This is a genomic window from Janthinobacterium sp. BJB304, assembly GCF_002735765.1.
Classification (GTDB): domain Bacteria; phylum Pseudomonadota; class Gammaproteobacteria; order Burkholderiales; family Burkholderiaceae_D; genus Janthinobacterium.
The window spans coordinates 1-17,523 of sequence record NZ_PDZN01000024.1 but is presented as its reverse complement, the minus strand read 5'-3'; the positions used below and the strand labels follow the sequence as shown (position 1 = coordinate 17,523).

The following is a 17,523-nucleotide window of genomic DNA, read 5'->3' as shown; positions in this document are numbered from 1 at the left end:
GCATGCAGCCCGAGGACAGCGGCCAGCCGGCCACCCGTCCCGCAAATAAATCGGGAGGCTTGCGCCTCCCGGTTTGTTACGCAATCTTTACTTTTTCCGTTTGTCCGAAGTTTTCTGCGCTTCGGGTACGGCCGCATAAGCGGCCGGGTCACCGGAGTCGGTCGGATTGGCAAACACGGCCTTCAGTTGCGGCGGCATCGGGAATTTCAGGTTGATGTTTTTCGGCGGGATAGGCGAGGTAAACCATTTCGCATAAATGCGGTTGATGTCGTCGCTCTTGTACAAGCGGATCAGCGCATCGTCGACCACTTTCTTGAAGGCCGGATCGCCCTTGCGCAGCATGATGCCGTACGGTTCGACGGACAGCGCTTCCTTGGTGATTTCGTAGTCGTTCGGGTTCTTCGAGTTGGCCACCTGCGACGCCAGCAAGATGTCGTCGTTGGCTTCGGCCACCGCGCGGCCCGTTTCCAGCATCAGGAACGACTCGGGATGATCCTTGCCGACGGCAATCGTCATGCCCAGGTTCTTTTCCTTGTTCAAAATCGTCATCTGCTTGATGGTCGACGTGCCGGCCGTGGCGACCAGGGTCTTGCCGCGCAAGTCTTCCAGGGTCTTGATGTTCGAGGATTTTTTCGACAGCACGCGGTTGCCGATGACGAACATGGTGGGGGCGAACGCCACCTGCTGCTGGCGCTCCAGATTGTTCGTCGTCGAGCCGCATTCGAGGTCGATGGTGCCGTTGGCCATCAGCGGGATGCGGTTGGCCGAAGTGACGGGGCTCATCACCACTTTCAGTTCGCTCATGCCCAGGTGTTTCTGCAGGGCCGTGACGACTTTCATGCACAGGTCGATCGAATAACCCTGGTATTGCTGCTTGTCATCGAGATAGGAGAAGGGCACGGAGCCGTCGCGCACGCCGAGGGTGACGGAACCGGCTTTCTTGATCTTGGCCAAGGTGCCGGTCAATTCCTGAGCCTGGACTGGCGACATGCTGCTGATGACACCGACGCTGAGCAGCGTGGCGATGATTTTGGTCAATTTCATAAATTCTCCTGGGCGGACAAACGGAATCGATTCCGAACGAAACAACTGTGGTGCAGACGCCACCAATGGAATTAATTTTATTTCATTTTCAGCGCCGGACCAGCCGTTTTCTGCGATTGCCCTCAAATAGGCGCTATACGCGCGCCTGAATCGGCGCGGCTGTAGCATTTTTCCTACTGATTTCCCATTCCCGATTTATTTTGCTGGCGCCAACCCCGCCAACTCGTCCTCTTCCGCCTCATCGTCCCTATTCGCCTGCTGGCGTTGCCACATCTGCGCATACAGGCCGTCAAGCGCCAGCAATTGCGGATGCGTGCCCCGCTCGACGATGCGGCCATGGTCGAGCACGAGGATTTGCTGGGCGTCGGCCACCGTCGACAGACGGTGCGCAATGACCAAAGTGGTGCGGTTTTTGGCAATCTCCTTCAGCTGCGACTGGATCGCCTGTTCGGCCTTGGAGTCGAGTGCCGAAGTGGCTTCATCGAAGATCAGAATGGCCGGGTCTTTCAGCAAGGTGCGGGCAATCGCCACGCGCTGCTTTTCGCCGCCCGACAGTTTTAAGCCCCGCTCGCCCACCATGGAGCTGTAACCATCTGGCAAGCTTTCAATAAAATCATGGATCGATGCGGCTTTGGCTGCCGCCACGATGGCTTCCTTGCTGGCGCCCGGCTTGCCGTAGGCGATGTTGTATTCGATGGTGTCGTTGAACAGCACCGTATCCTGCGGCACGATGCCGATGGCCGCGCGCAGGGAATCCTGCGTGATATTGCGCAAGTCCTGGCCATCGATGGTGATGCCGCCGCCATCGACTTCATAGAAGCGGAACAGCAAACGCGACAAGGTCGACTTGCCCGAGCCGCTGTGGCCCACCACGGCCGTCGTCGTGCCGGCGGGGATCTGGAAATCCACGTCGAACAGGATTTGCCGCTTGGCTTCATAGCTGAAATTCACGTGCTCGAAACGCACGGCCGCACCCCGCGTGACGAGCGGTTTGGCGTCCGGCGTATCGGCGATTTCGCGGTTCTCGTTCAGCAGGGAAAACAATCGCTCCATGTCGGCCAGGCTTTGCTTGATTTCGCGGTAAATGACGCCGAGGAAATTGAGGGGAATGTACAGCTGGATCATGAAGGCATTCACCAGCACCAGGTCGCCCAGGGTCATCGTGCCGGCGATCACGCCCACGGTGGCGCGCCACAAAATCAAGGTGACGGCCGTGGCGATGATCAAGGACTGGCCTGTGTTCAGCAGGGATAGCGAGGTCTGCGATTTCACGGCGGCCGATTCGTAGCGCTGCAAGCCTTCGTCATAGCGCTTCGCTTCGTAATCCTCGTTGCCGAAATATTTTACGGTTTCATAGTTGATCAACGAATCGATGGCCTTGGTATTCGCCTTCGAGTCGAGGTCGTTCATGGTGCGACGGAAATGCGTGCGCCAGTTCGTCACCAAGACGGTGAACGCGATGTACGACACGAGCGCCACCGCCGTGATCACGGTGAACCAGATATCGTAATGCAAGATCAGATAGCCGAGCACGAGGGTGATTTCCACCAGGGTCGGCAGGATGTTGAACAGGGTGTAGGAAATGAGCGAGCCGACGCTGCGCGTACCCCGTTCGATATCGCGCGTCATGCCGCCCGTCTGGCGGTTCAAATGGAAACGCAGGGACAGCGCATGCAGGTGGCGGAACACTTGCAGGGCGATGGTGCGCACGGCGCGCTGCGTGACCCGGGCGAACAGAAATTCGCGCAATTCCGTAAACAAGGTGGTTGACAGGCGCAGCAAGCCGTACGCCACCAGCAAGCCCACGGGCAGCACCAGCAGCGCTTGCGGATGCGCGGCCGTGATCGTCATGGCATCGACGAGTTTTTTCAGGATCAGGGGCACGCCCACGTTGGCGAGCTTGGCGCCCACCAGGCATAGCAGCGCCAGCAATACTCGCCATTTGTAGACCCACAGGTAGGGCAGCAAGGTCTTGATGGTGGCGAAATCGCTGTGGCTGGCGGAAGCTGGCGAGCGGGGCGGAGGGGGAGTCTGGGAACGGCGCATGGCGAAGGTCGGCTTTTTATGGTTCAATCGCAGCAATTGTAGCCTTTCATGAGAATAAAAGATGAGCACCTCCCCAGACCGTCCCGACAACTGCCTCGCCTCCGGCCTGCCCGCCGGAAAAATGCCCGAACTGCGCATGATGCCCGCGCCGTCCGACGCCAATGTGTACGGCGACGTGTTCGGCGGCTGGATCATGGCGCAAGTCGATATCGCCGGCTCCCTGCCGGCCACGCGGCGCGCCAACGGCCGTGTCGCCACCATCGCCGTCAATTCCTTTGTCTTCAAAAACCCCGTCTTCGTCGGCGATCTGCTGTCCTTCTACGCCGACATCGTCAAGGTGGGCAATACGTCGATCACCGTCAATGTCGAGGTGTATGCCGAGCGCAACCGCCTGCAGGCCTGCATCGTGAAAGTCACGGAAGCAACCCTGATCTACGTGGCGACGGACTCCGACCGCAAGCCGCGCAAGGTGCCGCCCATCGAGACCTTATTGGCGTCTTGATTGTCGTAATCATTCCACACCATGGATAGCCAGCGCCGCATCTTCTTGCTGAGCGCTGCGCGCATCACGGCACTGGCCGCGACCGGCAGCGTGCTGTCCGGTTCCAGCGCCAGCGCCGCCACGCGCCTCAATGGCACCGGCTATCCGTTTGCGCTCGGCGTCGCTTCCGGCTCGCCCTTGCCCGACGCCGTCGTGCTGTGGACCCGCATCTGCTACGACCCGCTGCACGCAGCCGCCACGCCCGCCATCGCCCTGAACGTGCGCTGGGAAGTGGCCGAAGACGAGGCTTTCCGGCGCATCGCCGCCAAGGGGCAAGCGACCGCCACGCCCGCCCTCGCGCACAGCGTGCACGTCGACGCGGGCGGTCTGGCGCCCGGACGCTGGTACTGGTACCGCTTCATGCTGGGTGACGCCGTCAGCCCCGTGGGCCGCACGCGCACGGCGCCCGAGCCCGGCTCCATGCCTGCCTCGCTGAAACTGGCCGTCGCCTCATGCCAGCACTGGGAATTCGGCGCGTATGCGGCGCACCGGCACATCGCGGCGGCGGCGCCCGACCTGGTGGCCTTCCTCGGCGATTACATTTATGAGTGGGGGCCGTACCAGCTGCAGCACCCGAGCCGGGCCGTGCGCACGCACGAAAGTTTTACCTTGGACGAGTACCGCGCCCGCTACGCGCAATACAAGAGCGACCGCGACTTGCAGGGCGCGCACCTGGCCGCGCCGTGGATCGTCACCTGGGACGACCATGAAGTGGCCAACGACTACGGCAACGACCGCGACGAGTTGCTCACGCCCACCTTCCTGCAGCGCCGCGCGGCCGCCTACCAGGCGTTTTATGAGCACATGCCGCTGCGCCTGCTGCCGCTGGGGCGGCGCGGCTTTGTCGACATGCGCATCTACCAGCGCTACGACTGGGGCCGGTTGGCGCGCTTCCACGTGCTGGACGACCGGCAATACCGCGCCTACCACGCCTGCGCCAAACCGGGCCGTGGCGGCTCCAATTCCGTCACCACGCGCAACTGTCCCGACTTGCTCAAGCCCGACCGCACCATGCTGGGCGAGGAACAGCAGCGCTGGCTGCAAGCCGGTCTCGATGATTCCCCGGCGCGCTGGAATATCCTGGCTCAGCAAACCCTGATGGCGCAATCGAGTCAGGTACCCATCGTGCGGCCCGGCGAAGAGCGCGTCTGGACCGATGGCTGGGACGGCTATCCCATGGCGCGCCAGCATCTGCTCGACGCATTGCGCAGCAGCAAGGCCAGCAATCCGCTGGTGTTGTCGGGCGACGTGCACACCTTTTATGCGACGGAACTGAGCCGCAACGCCATGCGGCCCACCGGCAAGGATAATCCCGTGCTGGCGACCGAGTTTTGCGGCACCTCGATCACGTCGAGTTCCCGCCCGCAGGCGCGCACCGACCAGTACGTGGCGATGAACCCGCACATCCGCTACGGACGCAGCGACAAGCGCGGCTATATGTTGCTGGAGATCACGCCAGAAAAAAGCACGGCTCTGTTCCAGGGCCTGGAAAATGTACGCGACAGCACATCCGGCATCGCGACACTGGCCAGCTTCACCGTGCAGGACGGCAAGGCGGGCCTGCAACGCAGCTAAGCTACGCTTTTCAAGGCGTCGCGGTAACGCCGGCTGACGGGCACTTCGCCGCCCGTGGACAGCACGGCGCGCGCGTCGCCCGATTCCAGCGGTATGATGGTCTGCACGAAATCGAGGTTGACGATATAGCTGCGGTGCACGCGCACAAAGCGCTTGCCGTCCAGGCGGCGCTCGATGGCGGCCATGGTCGAACGCAGCGGATAATCGTGCCCGCGCACATGCAGGTTCACATAGTTGCCCCAAGCCTGTATCCATTCGATCTCAAGAGCCGGCAACAGAAAATCCTTGCCCAGCTTGCGCACCAGAAACCGCTCCGGCTGCTGCACCGGTTCCACGGCGGGCCCTTCATCGGGCTCGCCCAGCAAGGTCGCCTCGCCTTGCCAGCGCATCAGCAGCAACTGGTAAAAGCCCACGGCCAGCAGGACGAGGAAGTAAGCACGCACATCTTTCAGGTATTCATACGGCAACTCGCGCCACCAATGACCGAAATCGTAAGCGCTGCCGGCGCTCCAGTACGCCAGCTTGCGCAAGGCCACCATGGCCGCCACATGCACCAGGCTGTAGGCGACCGACGCGGCCAGGTGCCAGCGCAGGTTCTGGCGCTGGAACACCAGCTGCAGCGGCCGGTACTGTCCCGCCAGCACGACCACGGGCACCAGCGCCAGCAGCACCAGATTGCTGCTCCACTCCCACACGGCCACTTCCCAGAATGGCGTATTGACGCCGGCGCGCTGCAGGTCCAGCCAGACCAGCCAGCTGTTGACGCTGGCCTGCAGCAGATACAGCACGATCCAGAATCCCGGCTCGGCCACGCGGCGCCAGCGTTGATAACGTTGCAACAGGTCAGTGGAAGCGATGTGCATGGTTTGGGGGCTTGAATGAGTTACATGATTGTAAGGTCCCACACCCGTCCCAGGCGATCCATTCGTCCCAGCCAGCCGTCCGCTGGTCCCATTTCGCTGGCACGCTGCCCCGTCGCTGCCTATGCTGTGGTTTCCTTCACCACTCGCCCACGATCATGACCATAGCCTCCCGCCGTCACGATATCGACGCCTTGCGCTTTCTCGTCTTCAGCCTGCTGATTGTCTATCACACTGCCCTGCTGTACATGGATGGATGGCACTTTCACATGCACAGCAGCTACGCCACCGATGCCTTGAACATGCCGCTGATCTTCCTCAACCGCTGGCGCATGGAAATCGTCTTCCTCATCTCCGGCGTCTCGTGCGCCATGATGACGCAGGCCTCGCGCGGCGCCTTCCTGTGGCGCAGGACCAAGCGGCTGCTGCTGCCGCTGCTGTTCGGCATGGCCGTCATCATTCCCATCCAGCCGTATTGCGAAGGGGTCAGCAAGGGCCTGGTCGAGCCTGGATATGGGCAGTTCCTGCTGCATTACTTTGGCGGCCATGCCTGGCCGGCAGGCGCCTTCGATGGCTGGCAATATGGCTTTACCTGGAACCACCTGTGGTATCTCGTGTACTTGCTGCTGTACATCATCGTACTGGTGGCGCTGCAGCCGCTGCTGACGGCGCTGCGCCCCCGGTTCCAGCGCTTGCACGGCTGGCGTCTGCTGGTCCTGCCTGCCCTGCCACCCTTGGCGGCAATGGTCTTCCTCAAAATGCGCTATCCGGAAACCCATGCGCTGGTGCGCGACTGGTATGCGCACGCCATGTATTTCACGCTGTTCCTGTATGGCTGGTGGCTGGGCAATGACAAGGGATTGTGGGCGGAACTGGCGCGCTTGCGCTGGCATACGCTGTGGCTGGGCCTGGGCGCGTTTGCCGTGTATATGTTTTTCGACCAGATATATTCGGAAAACCTGCTGACCTGGGCCTCGTTCGGCTCCTGGCCCATGCGTAATCTATACATGTGGCTGGCCATCTGCGCCATCCTGGGCTGGTCGCACACCTTGCTGAATAAACCTTTTGCCTGGCTGCCGTGGGCGCGCCAGGCTGTGTTTCCCTGGTACCTACTGCACCAGAGCGCGATTATCCTGCTGGCTTACTGGCTGGTGCCGCTGAAGCTGAGTCCCGTGCTGGAACCGCTGCTGATACTGGCTGGCACGGTGGCGACTTGCTGGTTGGGGACGTCGCTGCTGATCAGCAAAGTGCACTGGCTGCGCCCCTGCTTCGGCCTGCCCGCCAGGCCACGGCAAGCCGTAGCGGCGGACACGGCCTTGGCGGCGAATTAAGCTACTTTCTTTTCGTCGCGCAATTGACGGCGCAAGATCTTGCCGACATTCGTCTTCGGCAATTCATCGCGGAACTCGATGTATTTCGGTTTCTTGTAAGCCGTCAATTCATGTTTGCAATGCTCGCGGATCTGCTCCACCGTCAGGTTCGGGTCCTTGCGCACGACAAACACTTTCACGGCTTCGCCCGCGTTGGCGTCCGGCACGCCGATGCATGCGCATTCGAGCACGCCCGGACAGGACGCGACCACGTCTTCCACCTCGTTCGGATACACATTGAAGCCGGAGACGATGATCATGTCTTTCTTGCGGTCTACGATTTTTACATAGCCGCGCTCGTCCATGACGCCCACGTCGCCCGTCTTGAAGTAGCCGTCGGCCGTCATCGACTTGGCCGTCTCGTCCGGACGCTGCCAATATCCCGCCATCACTTGCGGGCCGCGCACGGCGATTTCGCCCGGCTCACCCAGCGGCACTTCCACGCCGTCATCATTCAGAATCGCCACTTCCGTCGACGGGAAAGGCAAGCCGATGGTGCCCGTGAATTCCGTGATATCGACGCGGTTGCCCGTCACCACGGGTGATGTTTCCGACATGCCATAGCCTTCGATCAGCGGGCAGCCCGTCAGTTTCAGCCAGCGTTCGGCCACGTTGCGTTGCAAGGCCATGCCGCCGCCGTTGCACACTTTGTAGCTGGAGAAATCGAGCTTGGCGAAGTCCGCATTGTTCAGCAGCGCGTTGTACAAGGTATTGACGGCCGGGAAGACGACGATCTTGTGCTTGCTCAATTCCTTGACGAAACCAGGGATGTCGCGCGGGTTGGGAATCAGCACGCACATGCCACCCAGGCGCATGCCCATCAGGGCGCTGACCGTCAGCGAGTAGATGTGATACAGGGGCAAGGCGCACATGAATCCCATCGAAGTGGCGCGCATTTCAGGCGTCATCACGGGCGCCATCCACGCCTCGTTTTGCAGTACGTTGGCAATCACGTTACGGTGCAACAGCATCGCGCCTTTTGAGACGCCCGTCGTGCCGCCCGTGTATTGCAGGAAGACGATATCGTCATGCCCCTGCTGCACCGGCGTCAGGCTCAAGCGTGCACCCTCGGCCAGCATCTTGTTGAAACTGATGGCGTTCGGCAAGGAGAACGCAGGCACCATTTTCTTGATCTTGCGCACGACGAAGTTGACGATGGTGCCCTTCAAGCCGCCCAGCAAGTCGCCCATGGTGGCCACGATCACGTGCTTGACTTGGGTATGCGGCAACACCTGTTCGACCGTCGTGGCGAAGTTTTCCAGCACGATGATCGCTTCGCTGCCCGAATCGACCAGCTGGTGCTGCAGTTCGCGCGGCGTGTACAGCGGATTGACGTTCACCACCGTGTAGCCGGCGCGCAGGATCGCCGCCATGGCGACCGGATATTGCAGCACGTTCGGCAGCATGATCGCCACGCGCGCGCCCCGTTGCAGCCCCTTGCTTTGCAGCCAGGCGCCCATCTGCAGTGACAACTGGTCGAGCTCGCGGTAGGTCAGGAATTTATCCATGCACACGAAGGCATTGCGGTCCGCATATTTCTGGAACGACTCTTCCAGCAAATGCGTGACGGAACGGTATTGCGTGCAATCAATCTCTGCGGGCACGCTGTCCGGGTACGACTTCAACCAAATCTTGTCCATCTCGCCTCATCTTTATCTGTAAAAGGGATGCGCCTCCTGGCGCATCCACACTGTTTATGCTGCTATCTTCGATTCATCGCGCAAGGCGCGACGCAAAATCTTGCCGACGTTGGTCTTCGGCAGTTCATCGCGGAATTCGATGTATTTCGGCCGCTTGTAGCCCGTGAACTGCTCCTTGCAATACGCGGCCAGCACGGCCTGGGTCAGGTTCGGGTCCTTGCGCACGACAAATACTTTCACGGCTTCGCCCGAGTGTTCATCGGGCACGCCCACGCACGCGCATTCGAGCACGCCCGGATGGGCCGCGATGACGGCTTCGACTTCGTTCGGATACACATTGAAGCCGGAGACGAGAATCATGTCTTTCTTGCGGTCCACGATCTTCACGTAGCCGCGCTCGTCCATGATGCCCACGTCGCCCGATTTAAAATAGCCGTCCGGTGTCATGACCTTGGCCGTTTCATCGGGACGGTTCCAGTAGCCGCTCATCACTTGCGGGCCACGGATGGCGATCTCGCCCGTCTGGCCCAGCGGCACTTCCTTGCCGTCATCGTCGAGGATGGCGATATCGGTCGACGGAATCGGCAAGCCGATGGTGCCGGAGAACGCCGTGCTGTCAGCGCGGTTGCAGGTAGCGACAGGCGAGGTTTCCGACAAGCCATAGCCTTCGATGATGGACACGCCCGTCACCTGCAGCCACTTGTCGTTGACGGCTTGCTGCACCGCCATGCCGCCGCCATTGGCGATCTTCAAGCCCGAGAAATCGAGCTTGGCAAAATCGGGATGGTTGACCAGCGCGTTATACAGCGTATTGACCGCAGGCAGCAGGTTGAACTTGTATTTTCCCAGTTCCTTGATCAGGCCCGGGATATCGCGCGGATTCGGGATCAGGATATTCAGGGCGCCCACGCGCGTGCCCCACATGGCGCAAGCCGTCAGGGCAAAGATATGGTACAGCGGCAGGGCGCAGACGACGATCATCTGTTCCTTGCTGTTCTGGTCGAGCGCCGCGCCCGACCACGCTTCGCTTTGCAGCACATTGGCGATCACATTGCGGTGGCTCAAGGTCGCGCCTTTCGACACGCCCGTCGTGCCGCCCGTATATTGCAGGAAAGCGGGATCGTTGATGCTCAGCTCGACGGGCGTGAGCTTCATGCGGCTGCCCAGCGCCAGCGCCTGCTTGAAACGCATGGCGTTCGGCAAGGAATACGCGGGCACCATCTTCTTGACGTTGCGCACGACAAAATTGACGATCATGCCCTTCAAGCCGCCGAGCATTTCGCCCATGCTGGCGACGACGATGTGCTTGACGGCCGTCTTGCTCAATACTTGCTCGACCGTATGGGCAAAATTTTCCAGCACGATGATCGCTTCGCTGCCCGAATCGTTGAGCTGGTGCTCAAGTTCGCGCGGCGTATATAAAGGGTTGACGTTGACCACCGTGTAGCCGGCGCGCAGCACGGCCGCGATCGCGACCGGATACTGGAGCACGTTCGGCATCATCAGGGCCACCCTGGCCCCCTTCTTCAGCCCACGGCTTTGCAGAAAGGCCCCCAGCTGGCGCGAATAGGTATCGAGTTCGGCATAGGTGAGAAATTTGTCCATGCAGACATAGGCATTGCGATCCGCATATTTTTGAAACGCTTCTTCCAGCAAATGCACCAGCGAACGATATTGATCAGGATCGATGTCGGCGGGGACGCCGGGAGGATACGACTTCAGCCAAATTTTTTCCATCCTGTGCCTCTTGTCTCGAATAATCGTGGGGGAGCCGGCGCATCTTGCCGACGCGGATCATCGCTGCGGATTCTGTCGTCCTGCAGTCAGTTTGAGCATTCTGACGAGCAATTGCTCTATGCTACTAATGCGATGCTATCGGGCGCCGCGCTTCCATGCAAGCGCTTTCAACAGTATTCGAGCAGCAACTCTAAGGCCTTTTTATGCTGCGTTGCAGCATGATAAATACGCTGTTACCGAATCGCTTGCCTCGGCGTACTGGACAATCTTTACGGGTCAGGGGCTGGACAATTGTTCCAGCGCATGCCTGCGCTCAGGCTTCTTGATCTGGGCCATTGTGTGCACTGCAGCATAAAAAGCACGAAAGTTCTTTTTTTCTTCCAGCAATTTTTTAAAGGCAGGCAAAAATTCATTGTAGGTAGACACCGATGCCAGGTGCGCATTGCTCAAGGGCTGCTCGAACCAGCGGTCGTAACCGGCAAAACCGCCCCAGTTTTGCTTGAGCACCTGATACGCGTCTTGCAATGCTGCAAACACCTGCGCCTTGCGCGCGCGCTTGTCCGCATCGCTGGCGTCGCTCGCATACACGGCGTCCAGCTTCCCCCGGTATGTCAGCAGCAAGGCCAGAAAATCCTGGCGCCGCGCCGCGTACTGAGCGTAGGCCGCGCGCATCGCGTCATTGCCCTCGCGCGCCAGCCAGCGCTGCACGCCCGCCTCTTCCACGGCGCTGGCAAACGATTCGTTGAAGGCCGAATCGCCGGGCACGTACACCACCTGGTGCGCCAGTTCATGGAAAATCAGGCGCGCCAGTTCCGCATCGTTGTAGTTGATAAAGGTCGACAGCAGGGGATCGTCGAACCAGCCCAGGGTGGAATACGCGGGCACGCCGCCCACCTGCACGTCGTAATGCTGGGCGCGCAGCTCGTCGGCATACGCGAGCGCCTCATCCTTGCTGTAATAGCCGCGGTAACTCACGCAGCCGGCGATGGGAAAACACCATTGCAGCGGCTGCAGCGACAGTTCCGGCGTGGCCACCACGTTCCACAGCACGAATGGGCGCCGCAGGGCCGCGTAATTCTTGTAGCTGCCATTGTCCGGCAAATCCAGTTCGCTGACGGCAAAGCGGCGGATCTGCTGCGCCTTGGCCAGGCGCACTTTCAGGCGCGGTTCGGTGGCCGGGTCATCGAGCCAGTCACCTATGGGGCGCGCGCCGGACCACAGCGCATATTGTCCCTGCGCCGCCTGCGTGTAGTAGCGCAGCTGCGTGCAGCCGCCCAGCGGCAGGCACAGCATGCCGACAAGCAGCCGGGCCGGCCAGCGCGCCATGTCAGGCAACCTTTTCCACTTCGACCAGCGTGTCATAAAAGGTGGGCGCGCGGCCCATGTCCGTCAGGCGCTGGCTGGTCACTTCATTGGCGTTCTTGCCGTCGCTGGCGAGTTTCTTCCACCACACGGACAAACCCACCACCAGGCCTTTCCTCGCCTTGTCCGTGACCCTGGCCTTGGCGACAAAGCTGCCGCGGTCATTGAAGATGCGCACCATGTCGCCGGCCGCGATGCCTCGCGCGGTACAGTCGTCCGGGTGGATGTCAAGGTGCGGCTCGCCCTCGGCCGCGCGCAGGCTTTTCACGTTCACAAAAGTGGAGTTGAGGAAGTTGCGCGCCGGCGGCGAAATCATGGCCAGCGGGAAACGCGCCGCCAGCGCGGGATTGCTGGCTGGCGATTCGTGCGGTGCGATATACGTGGGCAAGGGATCGAGTCCCGCCTGCGCCATGGCGCTGGAATACAACTCGCACTTGCCCGATGGCGTGGGGAAACCACCCTCGGCAAAGGGCGCCTCGGGCATGGCCAGCTTTTGCCAGCCCGTGCGTTTCAGCGATTCCCAGTCGAAATGCACGGCACGGGCATCCGTCGCATCGAAGGCCTTGGCCGCCAGCGCATCGTCGCATTCCTGGAAACATGGATCATCAAAGCCCATGTGTCGCGCCAGCAGGCGGAAGATTTCCGTATTCGCCTTCGCTTCGCCCAGCGGCGCCACGGCCGCATTGTTCGCCATCATGTACAAATGGCCGTAGGTGGAATGCGCATCGACGTGTTCCAGCTGCGTGGTGGCGGGCAGCACGATGTCGGCGTAATCGACGGTATCGGTCTGGAAGTGCTCGAGCACGACCGTAAACAAATCCTCGCGGGCAAAACCCTGCGCCACTTTCGAGGAATCGGGCGCCACGGCCAGGGGATTCGAGTTGTAAACGATCACTGCCTCGACTTGCGGGCCGAACTCGGCGGAACTTTCTTTCAATAAATCGTCGCCGATGGTGCTCATGTTGATGGTGCGCGGCGTGCCTTTCAATAAGTCGGGGCGCTGCAAGGCCTTGCGGTTGACGGGGAAGGAACCCGAGCTCGACAGCTGCATGCCGCCGGCCGGATGGCGCCAGGCGCCCGTCAGAGCCGGCAGGCAGGCGATATTGCGCACGGCCATGCCACCGCCATGCACGCGCTGCACGCCATAGTTGGCACGGATGGCGGCGCCCTCGCCGGAACGGCAAGCGTGGCCGTACAGGCGCGCCAGTTCCACCACTTCCGTGGCCGTGATGCCGCACACCTCGGCCGCGCGTTCAGGCGGCCACGCCAAAGCGCGCTGTTTCAAGGCAGCGTAGCCCACAGTGTAGCGTTCGATGTAGTCATGATCGAGCAAATCTTCCACAATCAAGACATGCATCAAACCCAGCGCCAGGGCCGCATCGGTGCCCGGCAGCAAGGCGATATGCTGATGGCATTTTTCTGCCGTCAGCGAACGGTAAGGGTCGATGGCGATCAGGGTGGCGCCGTTGCGCTTGGCCTCTTGCGCGCGCATCCAGAAGTGCAGGTTCGAGGCGATGGGATTGCCGCCCCAGATGATGATCAATTTCGCGTTCTGGAACTGCTCCAGGTCCGTGCCGATGCTGGCGCCCACCGTGTAGCGGTAGCCCGTGGCGCCGGCCGACGCGCAGATGGTGCGGTCCAGCAGGGAAGCGCCCAGCTGGTTGAAGAAGCGCGAAGACATCGATTCGCCCTGCACCAGGCCCATGGTGCCGCAGTAGCTGTACGGCAAGATCGCCTGCGGATCGCGCGCGGCGATCGGTTTCAGGCGGGCGGCGATGGTCTGCAATGCTTCTTCCCAGCTGATGCGCTCGAACTTGCCCTCGCCCTTCTTGCCCACGCGGCGCAGCGGATGCAGCAGCCGGTCCGCATGGTAGGTGCGCTCCGTGAAGCGCGACACCTTGGTGCACAGCACGCCAGCCGTGGTCGGGTGGTCGGGATCGCCCTTGACGGCGGTGGCCACCCCATCGGTCACGGTGACCAGCAAGGCGCAGGTATCGGGGCAATCGAGCGGGCAGGCGGCGCGCACTTGGGTGGTGGTCATCGGGTAATCCAAAAACGTTGGGGGAAGGCGATACTGTAAACCATTCCGCGCGCTTGCTGTTGGCGTCAGGGCAAGCTGGTCCGTGCGCTGGATTTACCCCGCAAACAAGGGCTACAATGCATTATTAGCCGCGTCTGTTTTTGATCAAACAAGCGCGGTCCGGCGCGCCATACATTGCTGCGTGCCAGCATCCACAGGAGAGTCCCATGAAACTAGTTGATCCGATCTTGGCGTTTCAATCCGAACTGCAAGGTATCCGCCGCGACCTGCATGCGCACCCCGAGCTGTGCTACGAAGAACAGCGCACCTCGGACGTGGTCGCCGCCAAACTGACGGAATGGGGCATTCCCGTGGTGCGCGGCCTAGGCCGCACTGGCGTGGTCGGCATCATCAAAAATGGTACCTCGACACGCGCCATCGGCCTGCGCGCCGATATGGATGCCTTGCCCATGCAGGAAATGAATACCTTCGAGCATGCCTCGCGCCACCCGGGCAAGATGCACGCCTGCGGCCACGACGGCCACACGGCCATGCTGCTGGGGGCGGCCCATTACCTGGCGCAACACCGCAACTTCGACGGCACCGTCTACCTCGTCTTCCAGCCGGCGGAAGAAGGCGGTGCCGGCGCGCGCGAAATGATAGCAGACGGCTTGTTTACCCGCTTTCCCATGGATGCCATCTACGGCATGCACAACTGGCCAGGCGCGGAAACGGGCACCCTGAGCGTGGTAGAAGGCCCGATGATGGCGTCGAGCAATGAATTCCACGTCACCGTCAAAGGCAAGGGTGCGCATGCGGCCCAGCCCCACAAGGGCATCGACCCCGTGATGGTGGCCGTGCAAATCGCCCAGAGCTGGCAAACCGTCATCACGCGCAACAAGAGTCCGCTCGACACGGCCGTGCTGTCGATCACGCAAATCCATGCGGGCAGCGCCACCAACGTGATTCCCGATGACGCGAGCCTGGTCGGCACCGTGCGCACCTTTACCACGCCCGTGCTGGACCTGATCGAAGAGCGCATGCGCGACATCGCCGTGCACACGGCCGCCGCATTTGGCGCGGAAGTCGATTTCCACTTCAAGCGCAACTATCCGCCGCTGGTCAACCATGCGAAGGAAACGGCGTTTGCCGTCGACGTGATGAAAAGCGTGGTGGGCGCGGACAAGGTCAACGCGAATGTCGAACCGACGATGGGCGCGGAAGATTTCGCGTTTTTCCTGCAGGAAAAGGCCGGCTGTTACATCTTTATCGGCAATGGCGATGGCGAGCACCGCGATGGCGGCCACGGCCTGGGCCCGTGCGTCTTGCACAACGGCAGCTACGACTTCAACGACAATCTGCTGCCGATCGGCGCCAGTTTCTGGGTCAAGCTGGCCGAAGCGAGCCTGCCCGTCGCTTGATTCAGCTCAGCTTATCCTGACCAGTGCCCAAACGCTGGCCCGGATTCAACGCTTCCAGGGCCAGCAAGGCCGCCGCATGGTCTGCCGTCGGGTGGCTGGTGGCGAGGGTTTCATAGCGCTGCGTCACCAGTTGCGTCACCGGCAAGGTGACGTGGGCCGCCTCGGCCGCCGCGAGGATGTTATGCATATCCTTGATCTGGCTCTTCACCTGGCCACCGGCAACAAAGTTGCGCTCCAGCATGCGCTGGCCATGCACCTCCAAAATCTTGCTCTCGGCAAAACCGCCACGAATAGCGGCGCGTACGGCGCTCGCATCGGCGCCGGCCGCCTGGGCCAGCAGCAAGGCTTCCGCCACGATAGTCAATGTCGCGCCGACGATCAGCTGATTGCACAGCTTGGCAACCTGGCCGCTGCCGGCCGGCCCCACCAGAGTCGGGCGCCCCATGGCCGCCAGAATCGATTCAACCCGCGCGTAATCGCTGGCACTGGCGCCGGCCATGATGGCCAGGGTACCCGCCTGCGCTCCGCCGACGCCGCCCGACACGGGCGCATCGATGAAGCCATGGCCAGCGGCGTGCAGAGTGGTATGGAATTGCTGGGCTTCTGATTGTCTGGTGGAACTCATGTCGATCCAGATCGCGCCAGTTGCCAGGGCCGGCAGCGCTTCTTGCAGCACCTGCGCCACGATGGGACCGGCTTCCAGCATCGAGATGACCACGTCCGCGCCATTGACCGCCTCAGCCACGGAAACGGCCGGCTGCGCCCCTGCCGCACGCAGGACTTCGGCCTTGCTGTGCGTGCGATTCCAAATTGTGACAGAATATCCAGCGCGTAGCAGGCACCGGACCATCGGATCCCCCATCAGACCGATACCAAGAAATGCGATTTTTGTAGAGAATGTCAATTGAACCCCTGAGATCAACAAGTGGCGAGAGCGGCATGCAAAGCAAGGTGCCTGTACAAACAAGACAAGCCTAACGGCCAATTTTACGATGAAAGCCTCTATGTTCTTCAAGAAGAATCTCCTCAAATCCATCGCCGCCGTCACCGCGCTGATGGCGGCCAACGCCGGCTTTGCCGCCGACGACAAACTGATCGACTCCGTCTACGGCGAATATGCCAAGGGCGTCAAAGTACAGATGTTGCGTGCTGGCGTGACCTCGAACTGGGATAAGGCCTGGTTTGTATCGAATGGCACGCAGCTGAGCGGTTACTGGGATGCCAGCATCGGCGGTTGGGATGGCAAGAGCTATCGCAACGTTCCTGGCCAGCATCAAAAACTGTGGGACCTGGGCTTTACCCCTGTCTTCCGCTTTGAAAACACGAATAAGCTGGGCTTCTACGCGGAAGGCGGCATTGGCGTGCACATGCTGTCCAAGCTGTACGATAACGACGATAACCGCCTGTCGACCCACTTCCAGTTCGGCGACCATATCGGCATCGGGTATGTCTTCAATAACAAATGGGAAGTCGCTGCGAAAATCCAGCATTTCTCGAACGGCGGCTACAAGAAACCGAACAGCGGCGTCAATTACATGAACGTCAAAGTCGCTTATCACTTTTAATTGGTTTGATAAATGACAAAGGCAGCGCGCAGCGCTGCCTTTTTTTCGTCTGTTGCATTGGCAGCTGATGAACAGCCGGGGTCAGACCCTCCATGCCGCAAACTCAGGGGCTTGTACTATCGCCGATGGGGGTCTGACCCCAGCCTTCGCTTGGGGCTAACGCTAAAACCACCAGACGAAAAAAAACCCGCCAATTGCTTGACGGGTTTTTCTCTTACTGCGAATAACAAGCCTGACGATAACCTACTTTCACACTGGTTGCAGCACTATCATCGGCGCAAAGTTGTTTCACGGTCCTGTTCGGGATGGGAAGGGGTGGGACCAACTTGCTATGGTCATCAG

At 60.9% G+C, this 17,523-nt stretch carries 13 protein-coding genes and 1 rRNA gene; 5 read left to right on the top strand and 9 right to left on the bottom strand.

All coding sequences use genetic code 11. From position 1 onward, the window contains the following. Window positions 1-87 precede the first annotated feature (87 nt). Together CSQ95_RS23725 and CSQ95_RS23720 are read right to left on the bottom strand one after the other, a co-directional pair. Window positions 88-1,044 carry an amino acid ABC transporter substrate-binding protein gene (locus CSQ95_RS23725; RefSeq protein WP_070220709.1) on the bottom strand — a complete coding sequence of 319 codons (957 nt, stop codon included), beginning with the start codon at window positions 1,042-1,044 and terminating at the stop codon, window positions 88-90. Between the two features lie 195 nt (window positions 1,045-1,239). Then, the gene (locus tag CSQ95_RS23720) at window positions 1,240-3,090 is read right to left on the bottom strand and encodes an ABC transporter ATP-binding protein/permease (protein ID WP_099411324.1); all 1,851 of its coding nucleotides are present in this window, start codon (window positions 3,088-3,090) and stop codon (window positions 1,240-1,242) included. A gap of 136 nt (window positions 3,091-3,226) precedes the next feature. Here CSQ95_RS23720 and CSQ95_RS23715 point away from each other — a divergent pair, with 136 nt between their 5' ends. Both CSQ95_RS23715 and CSQ95_RS23710 read left to right on the top strand, forming a co-directional pair. Next, a complete protein-coding gene (locus CSQ95_RS23715) occupies window positions 3,227-3,592 on the top strand; it encodes an acyl-CoA thioesterase (RefSeq protein WP_226939493.1) in 366 nt (121 codons plus the stop codon). Window positions 3,593-3,613: 21 nt separating this feature from the next. Then, window positions 3,614-5,206 carry an alkaline phosphatase gene (locus tag CSQ95_RS23710; RefSeq protein WP_099411288.1) on the top strand — a complete coding sequence of 531 codons (1,593 nt, stop codon included), beginning with the start codon at window positions 3,614-3,616 and terminating at the stop codon, window positions 5,204-5,206. Here CSQ95_RS23710 and CSQ95_RS23705 read toward each other — a convergent pair. Beyond that, window positions 5,203-6,069, bottom strand: a complete 867-nt coding sequence (locus CSQ95_RS23705) for a LytTR family DNA-binding domain-containing protein (protein ID WP_099411287.1) — start codon at window positions 6,067-6,069, stop codon at window positions 5,203-5,205. The two genes, CSQ95_RS23710 and CSQ95_RS23705, sit on opposite strands and share 4 nt — an antisense overlap. 155 nt (window positions 6,070-6,224) lie before the next feature. On the opposite strand from CSQ95_RS23705, the gene CSQ95_RS23700 reads away from it, so the two are divergent. After that, the gene (locus CSQ95_RS23700; protein WP_099411286.1) at window positions 6,225-7,397 is read left to right on the top strand and encodes an acyltransferase family protein; all 1,173 of its coding nucleotides are present in this window, start codon (window positions 6,225-6,227) and stop codon (window positions 7,395-7,397) included. Here CSQ95_RS23700 and CSQ95_RS23695 read toward each other — a convergent pair. From CSQ95_RS23695 to CSQ95_RS23680, 4 genes are all read right to left on the bottom strand, one after another. Continuing rightward, window positions 7,394-9,076, bottom strand: a complete 1,683-nt coding sequence (locus tag CSQ95_RS23695; protein WP_070311537.1) for a long-chain-fatty-acid--CoA ligase — start codon at window positions 9,074-9,076, stop codon at window positions 7,394-7,396. The two genes, CSQ95_RS23700 and CSQ95_RS23695, sit on opposite strands and share 4 nt — an antisense overlap. A gap of 54 nt (window positions 9,077-9,130) precedes the next feature. Beyond that, window positions 9,131-10,813, bottom strand: coding sequence for a long-chain fatty acid--CoA ligase (locus tag CSQ95_RS23690; RefSeq protein WP_099411285.1), 1,683 nt, complete (start codon window positions 10,811-10,813; stop codon window positions 9,131-9,133). A gap of 276 nt (window positions 10,814-11,089) precedes the next feature. Then, on the bottom strand, window positions 11,090-12,139 hold the full coding sequence (locus tag CSQ95_RS23685; RefSeq protein WP_099411284.1) for an aminopeptidase: 1,050 nt from the start codon (window positions 12,137-12,139) through the stop codon (window positions 11,090-11,092). Between the two features lies 1 nt (window position 12,140). Beyond that, window positions 12,141-14,216, bottom strand: coding sequence for a molybdopterin-dependent oxidoreductase (locus CSQ95_RS23680; protein WP_099411283.1), 2,076 nt, complete (start codon window positions 14,214-14,216; stop codon window positions 12,141-12,143). Between the two features lie 206 nt (window positions 14,217-14,422). Between CSQ95_RS23680 and CSQ95_RS23675 the strand changes: the two genes are divergently transcribed. Next, on the top strand, window positions 14,423-15,616 hold the full coding sequence (locus tag CSQ95_RS23675; RefSeq protein ID WP_099411282.1) for a M20 aminoacylase family protein: 1,194 nt from the start codon (window positions 14,423-14,425) through the stop codon (window positions 15,614-15,616). Between the two features lies 1 nt (window position 15,617). On the opposite strand, the gene CSQ95_RS23670 is transcribed toward CSQ95_RS23675, so the two are convergent. Next, the gene (locus CSQ95_RS23670) at window positions 15,618-16,502 is read right to left on the bottom strand and encodes an NAD(P)-dependent oxidoreductase (protein ID WP_257218199.1); all 885 of its coding nucleotides are present in this window, start codon (window positions 16,500-16,502) and stop codon (window positions 15,618-15,620) included. 106 nt (window positions 16,503-16,608) lie between these two features. Here CSQ95_RS23670 and CSQ95_RS23665 point away from each other — a divergent pair, with 106 nt between their 5' ends. Then, the gene (locus CSQ95_RS23665) at window positions 16,609-17,181 is read left to right on the top strand and encodes an acyloxyacyl hydrolase (RefSeq protein WP_227742064.1); all 573 of its coding nucleotides are present in this window, start codon (window positions 16,609-16,611) and stop codon (window positions 17,179-17,181) included. A 230-nt stretch (window positions 17,182-17,411) separates the two neighbouring features. Here CSQ95_RS23665 and rrf read toward each other — a convergent pair. Beyond that, window positions 17,412-17,523: ribosomal RNA gene (gene rrf, locus CSQ95_RS23660) — 5S ribosomal RNA — on the bottom strand.

What these genes read in the sequence shown, in the direction of transcription:
- CSQ95_RS23695 (WP_070311537.1), bottom strand. Translation starts at nt 9,076, where the DNA reads ATGGACAAGATTTGGTTGAAGTCGTACCCGGACAGCGTGCCCGCAGAG.
- CSQ95_RS23700 (WP_099411286.1), top strand. Translation starts at nt 6,225, where the DNA reads ATGACCATAGCCTCCCGCCGTCACGATATCGACGCCTTGCGCTTTCTC.
- CSQ95_RS23690 (WP_099411285.1), bottom strand. Translation starts at nt 10,813, where the DNA reads ATGGAAAAAATTTGGCTGAAGTCGTATCCTCCCGGCGTCCCCGCCGAC.
- CSQ95_RS23705 (WP_099411287.1), bottom strand. Translation starts at nt 6,069, where the DNA reads ATGCACATCGCTTCCACTGACCTGTTGCAACGTTATCAACGCTGGCGC.
- CSQ95_RS23715 (WP_226939493.1), top strand. Translation starts at nt 3,227, where the DNA reads ATGATGCCCGCGCCGTCCGACGCCAATGTGTACGGCGACGTGTTCGGC.
- CSQ95_RS23685 (WP_099411284.1), bottom strand. Translation starts at nt 12,139, where the DNA reads ATGGCGCGCTGGCCGGCCCGGCTGCTTGTCGGCATGCTGTGCCTGCCG.
- CSQ95_RS23725 (WP_070220709.1), bottom strand. Translation starts at nt 1,044, where the DNA reads ATGAAATTGACCAAAATCATCGCCACGCTGCTCAGCGTCGGTGTCATC.
- CSQ95_RS23720 (WP_099411324.1), bottom strand. Translation starts at nt 3,090, where the DNA reads ATGCGCCGTTCCCAGACTCCCCCTCCGCCCCGCTCGCCAGCTTCCGCC.
- CSQ95_RS23680 (WP_099411283.1), bottom strand. Translation starts at nt 14,216, where the DNA reads ATGACCACCACCCAAGTGCGCGCCGCCTGCCCGCTCGATTGCCCCGAT.
- CSQ95_RS23710 (WP_099411288.1), top strand. Translation starts at nt 3,614, where the DNA reads ATGGATAGCCAGCGCCGCATCTTCTTGCTGAGCGCTGCGCGCATCACG.
- CSQ95_RS23675 (WP_099411282.1), top strand. Translation starts at nt 14,423, where the DNA reads ATGAAACTAGTTGATCCGATCTTGGCGTTTCAATCCGAACTGCAAGGT.
- CSQ95_RS23665 (WP_227742064.1), top strand. Translation starts at nt 16,609, where the DNA reads ATGAAAGCCTCTATGTTCTTCAAGAAGAATCTCCTCAAATCCATCGCC.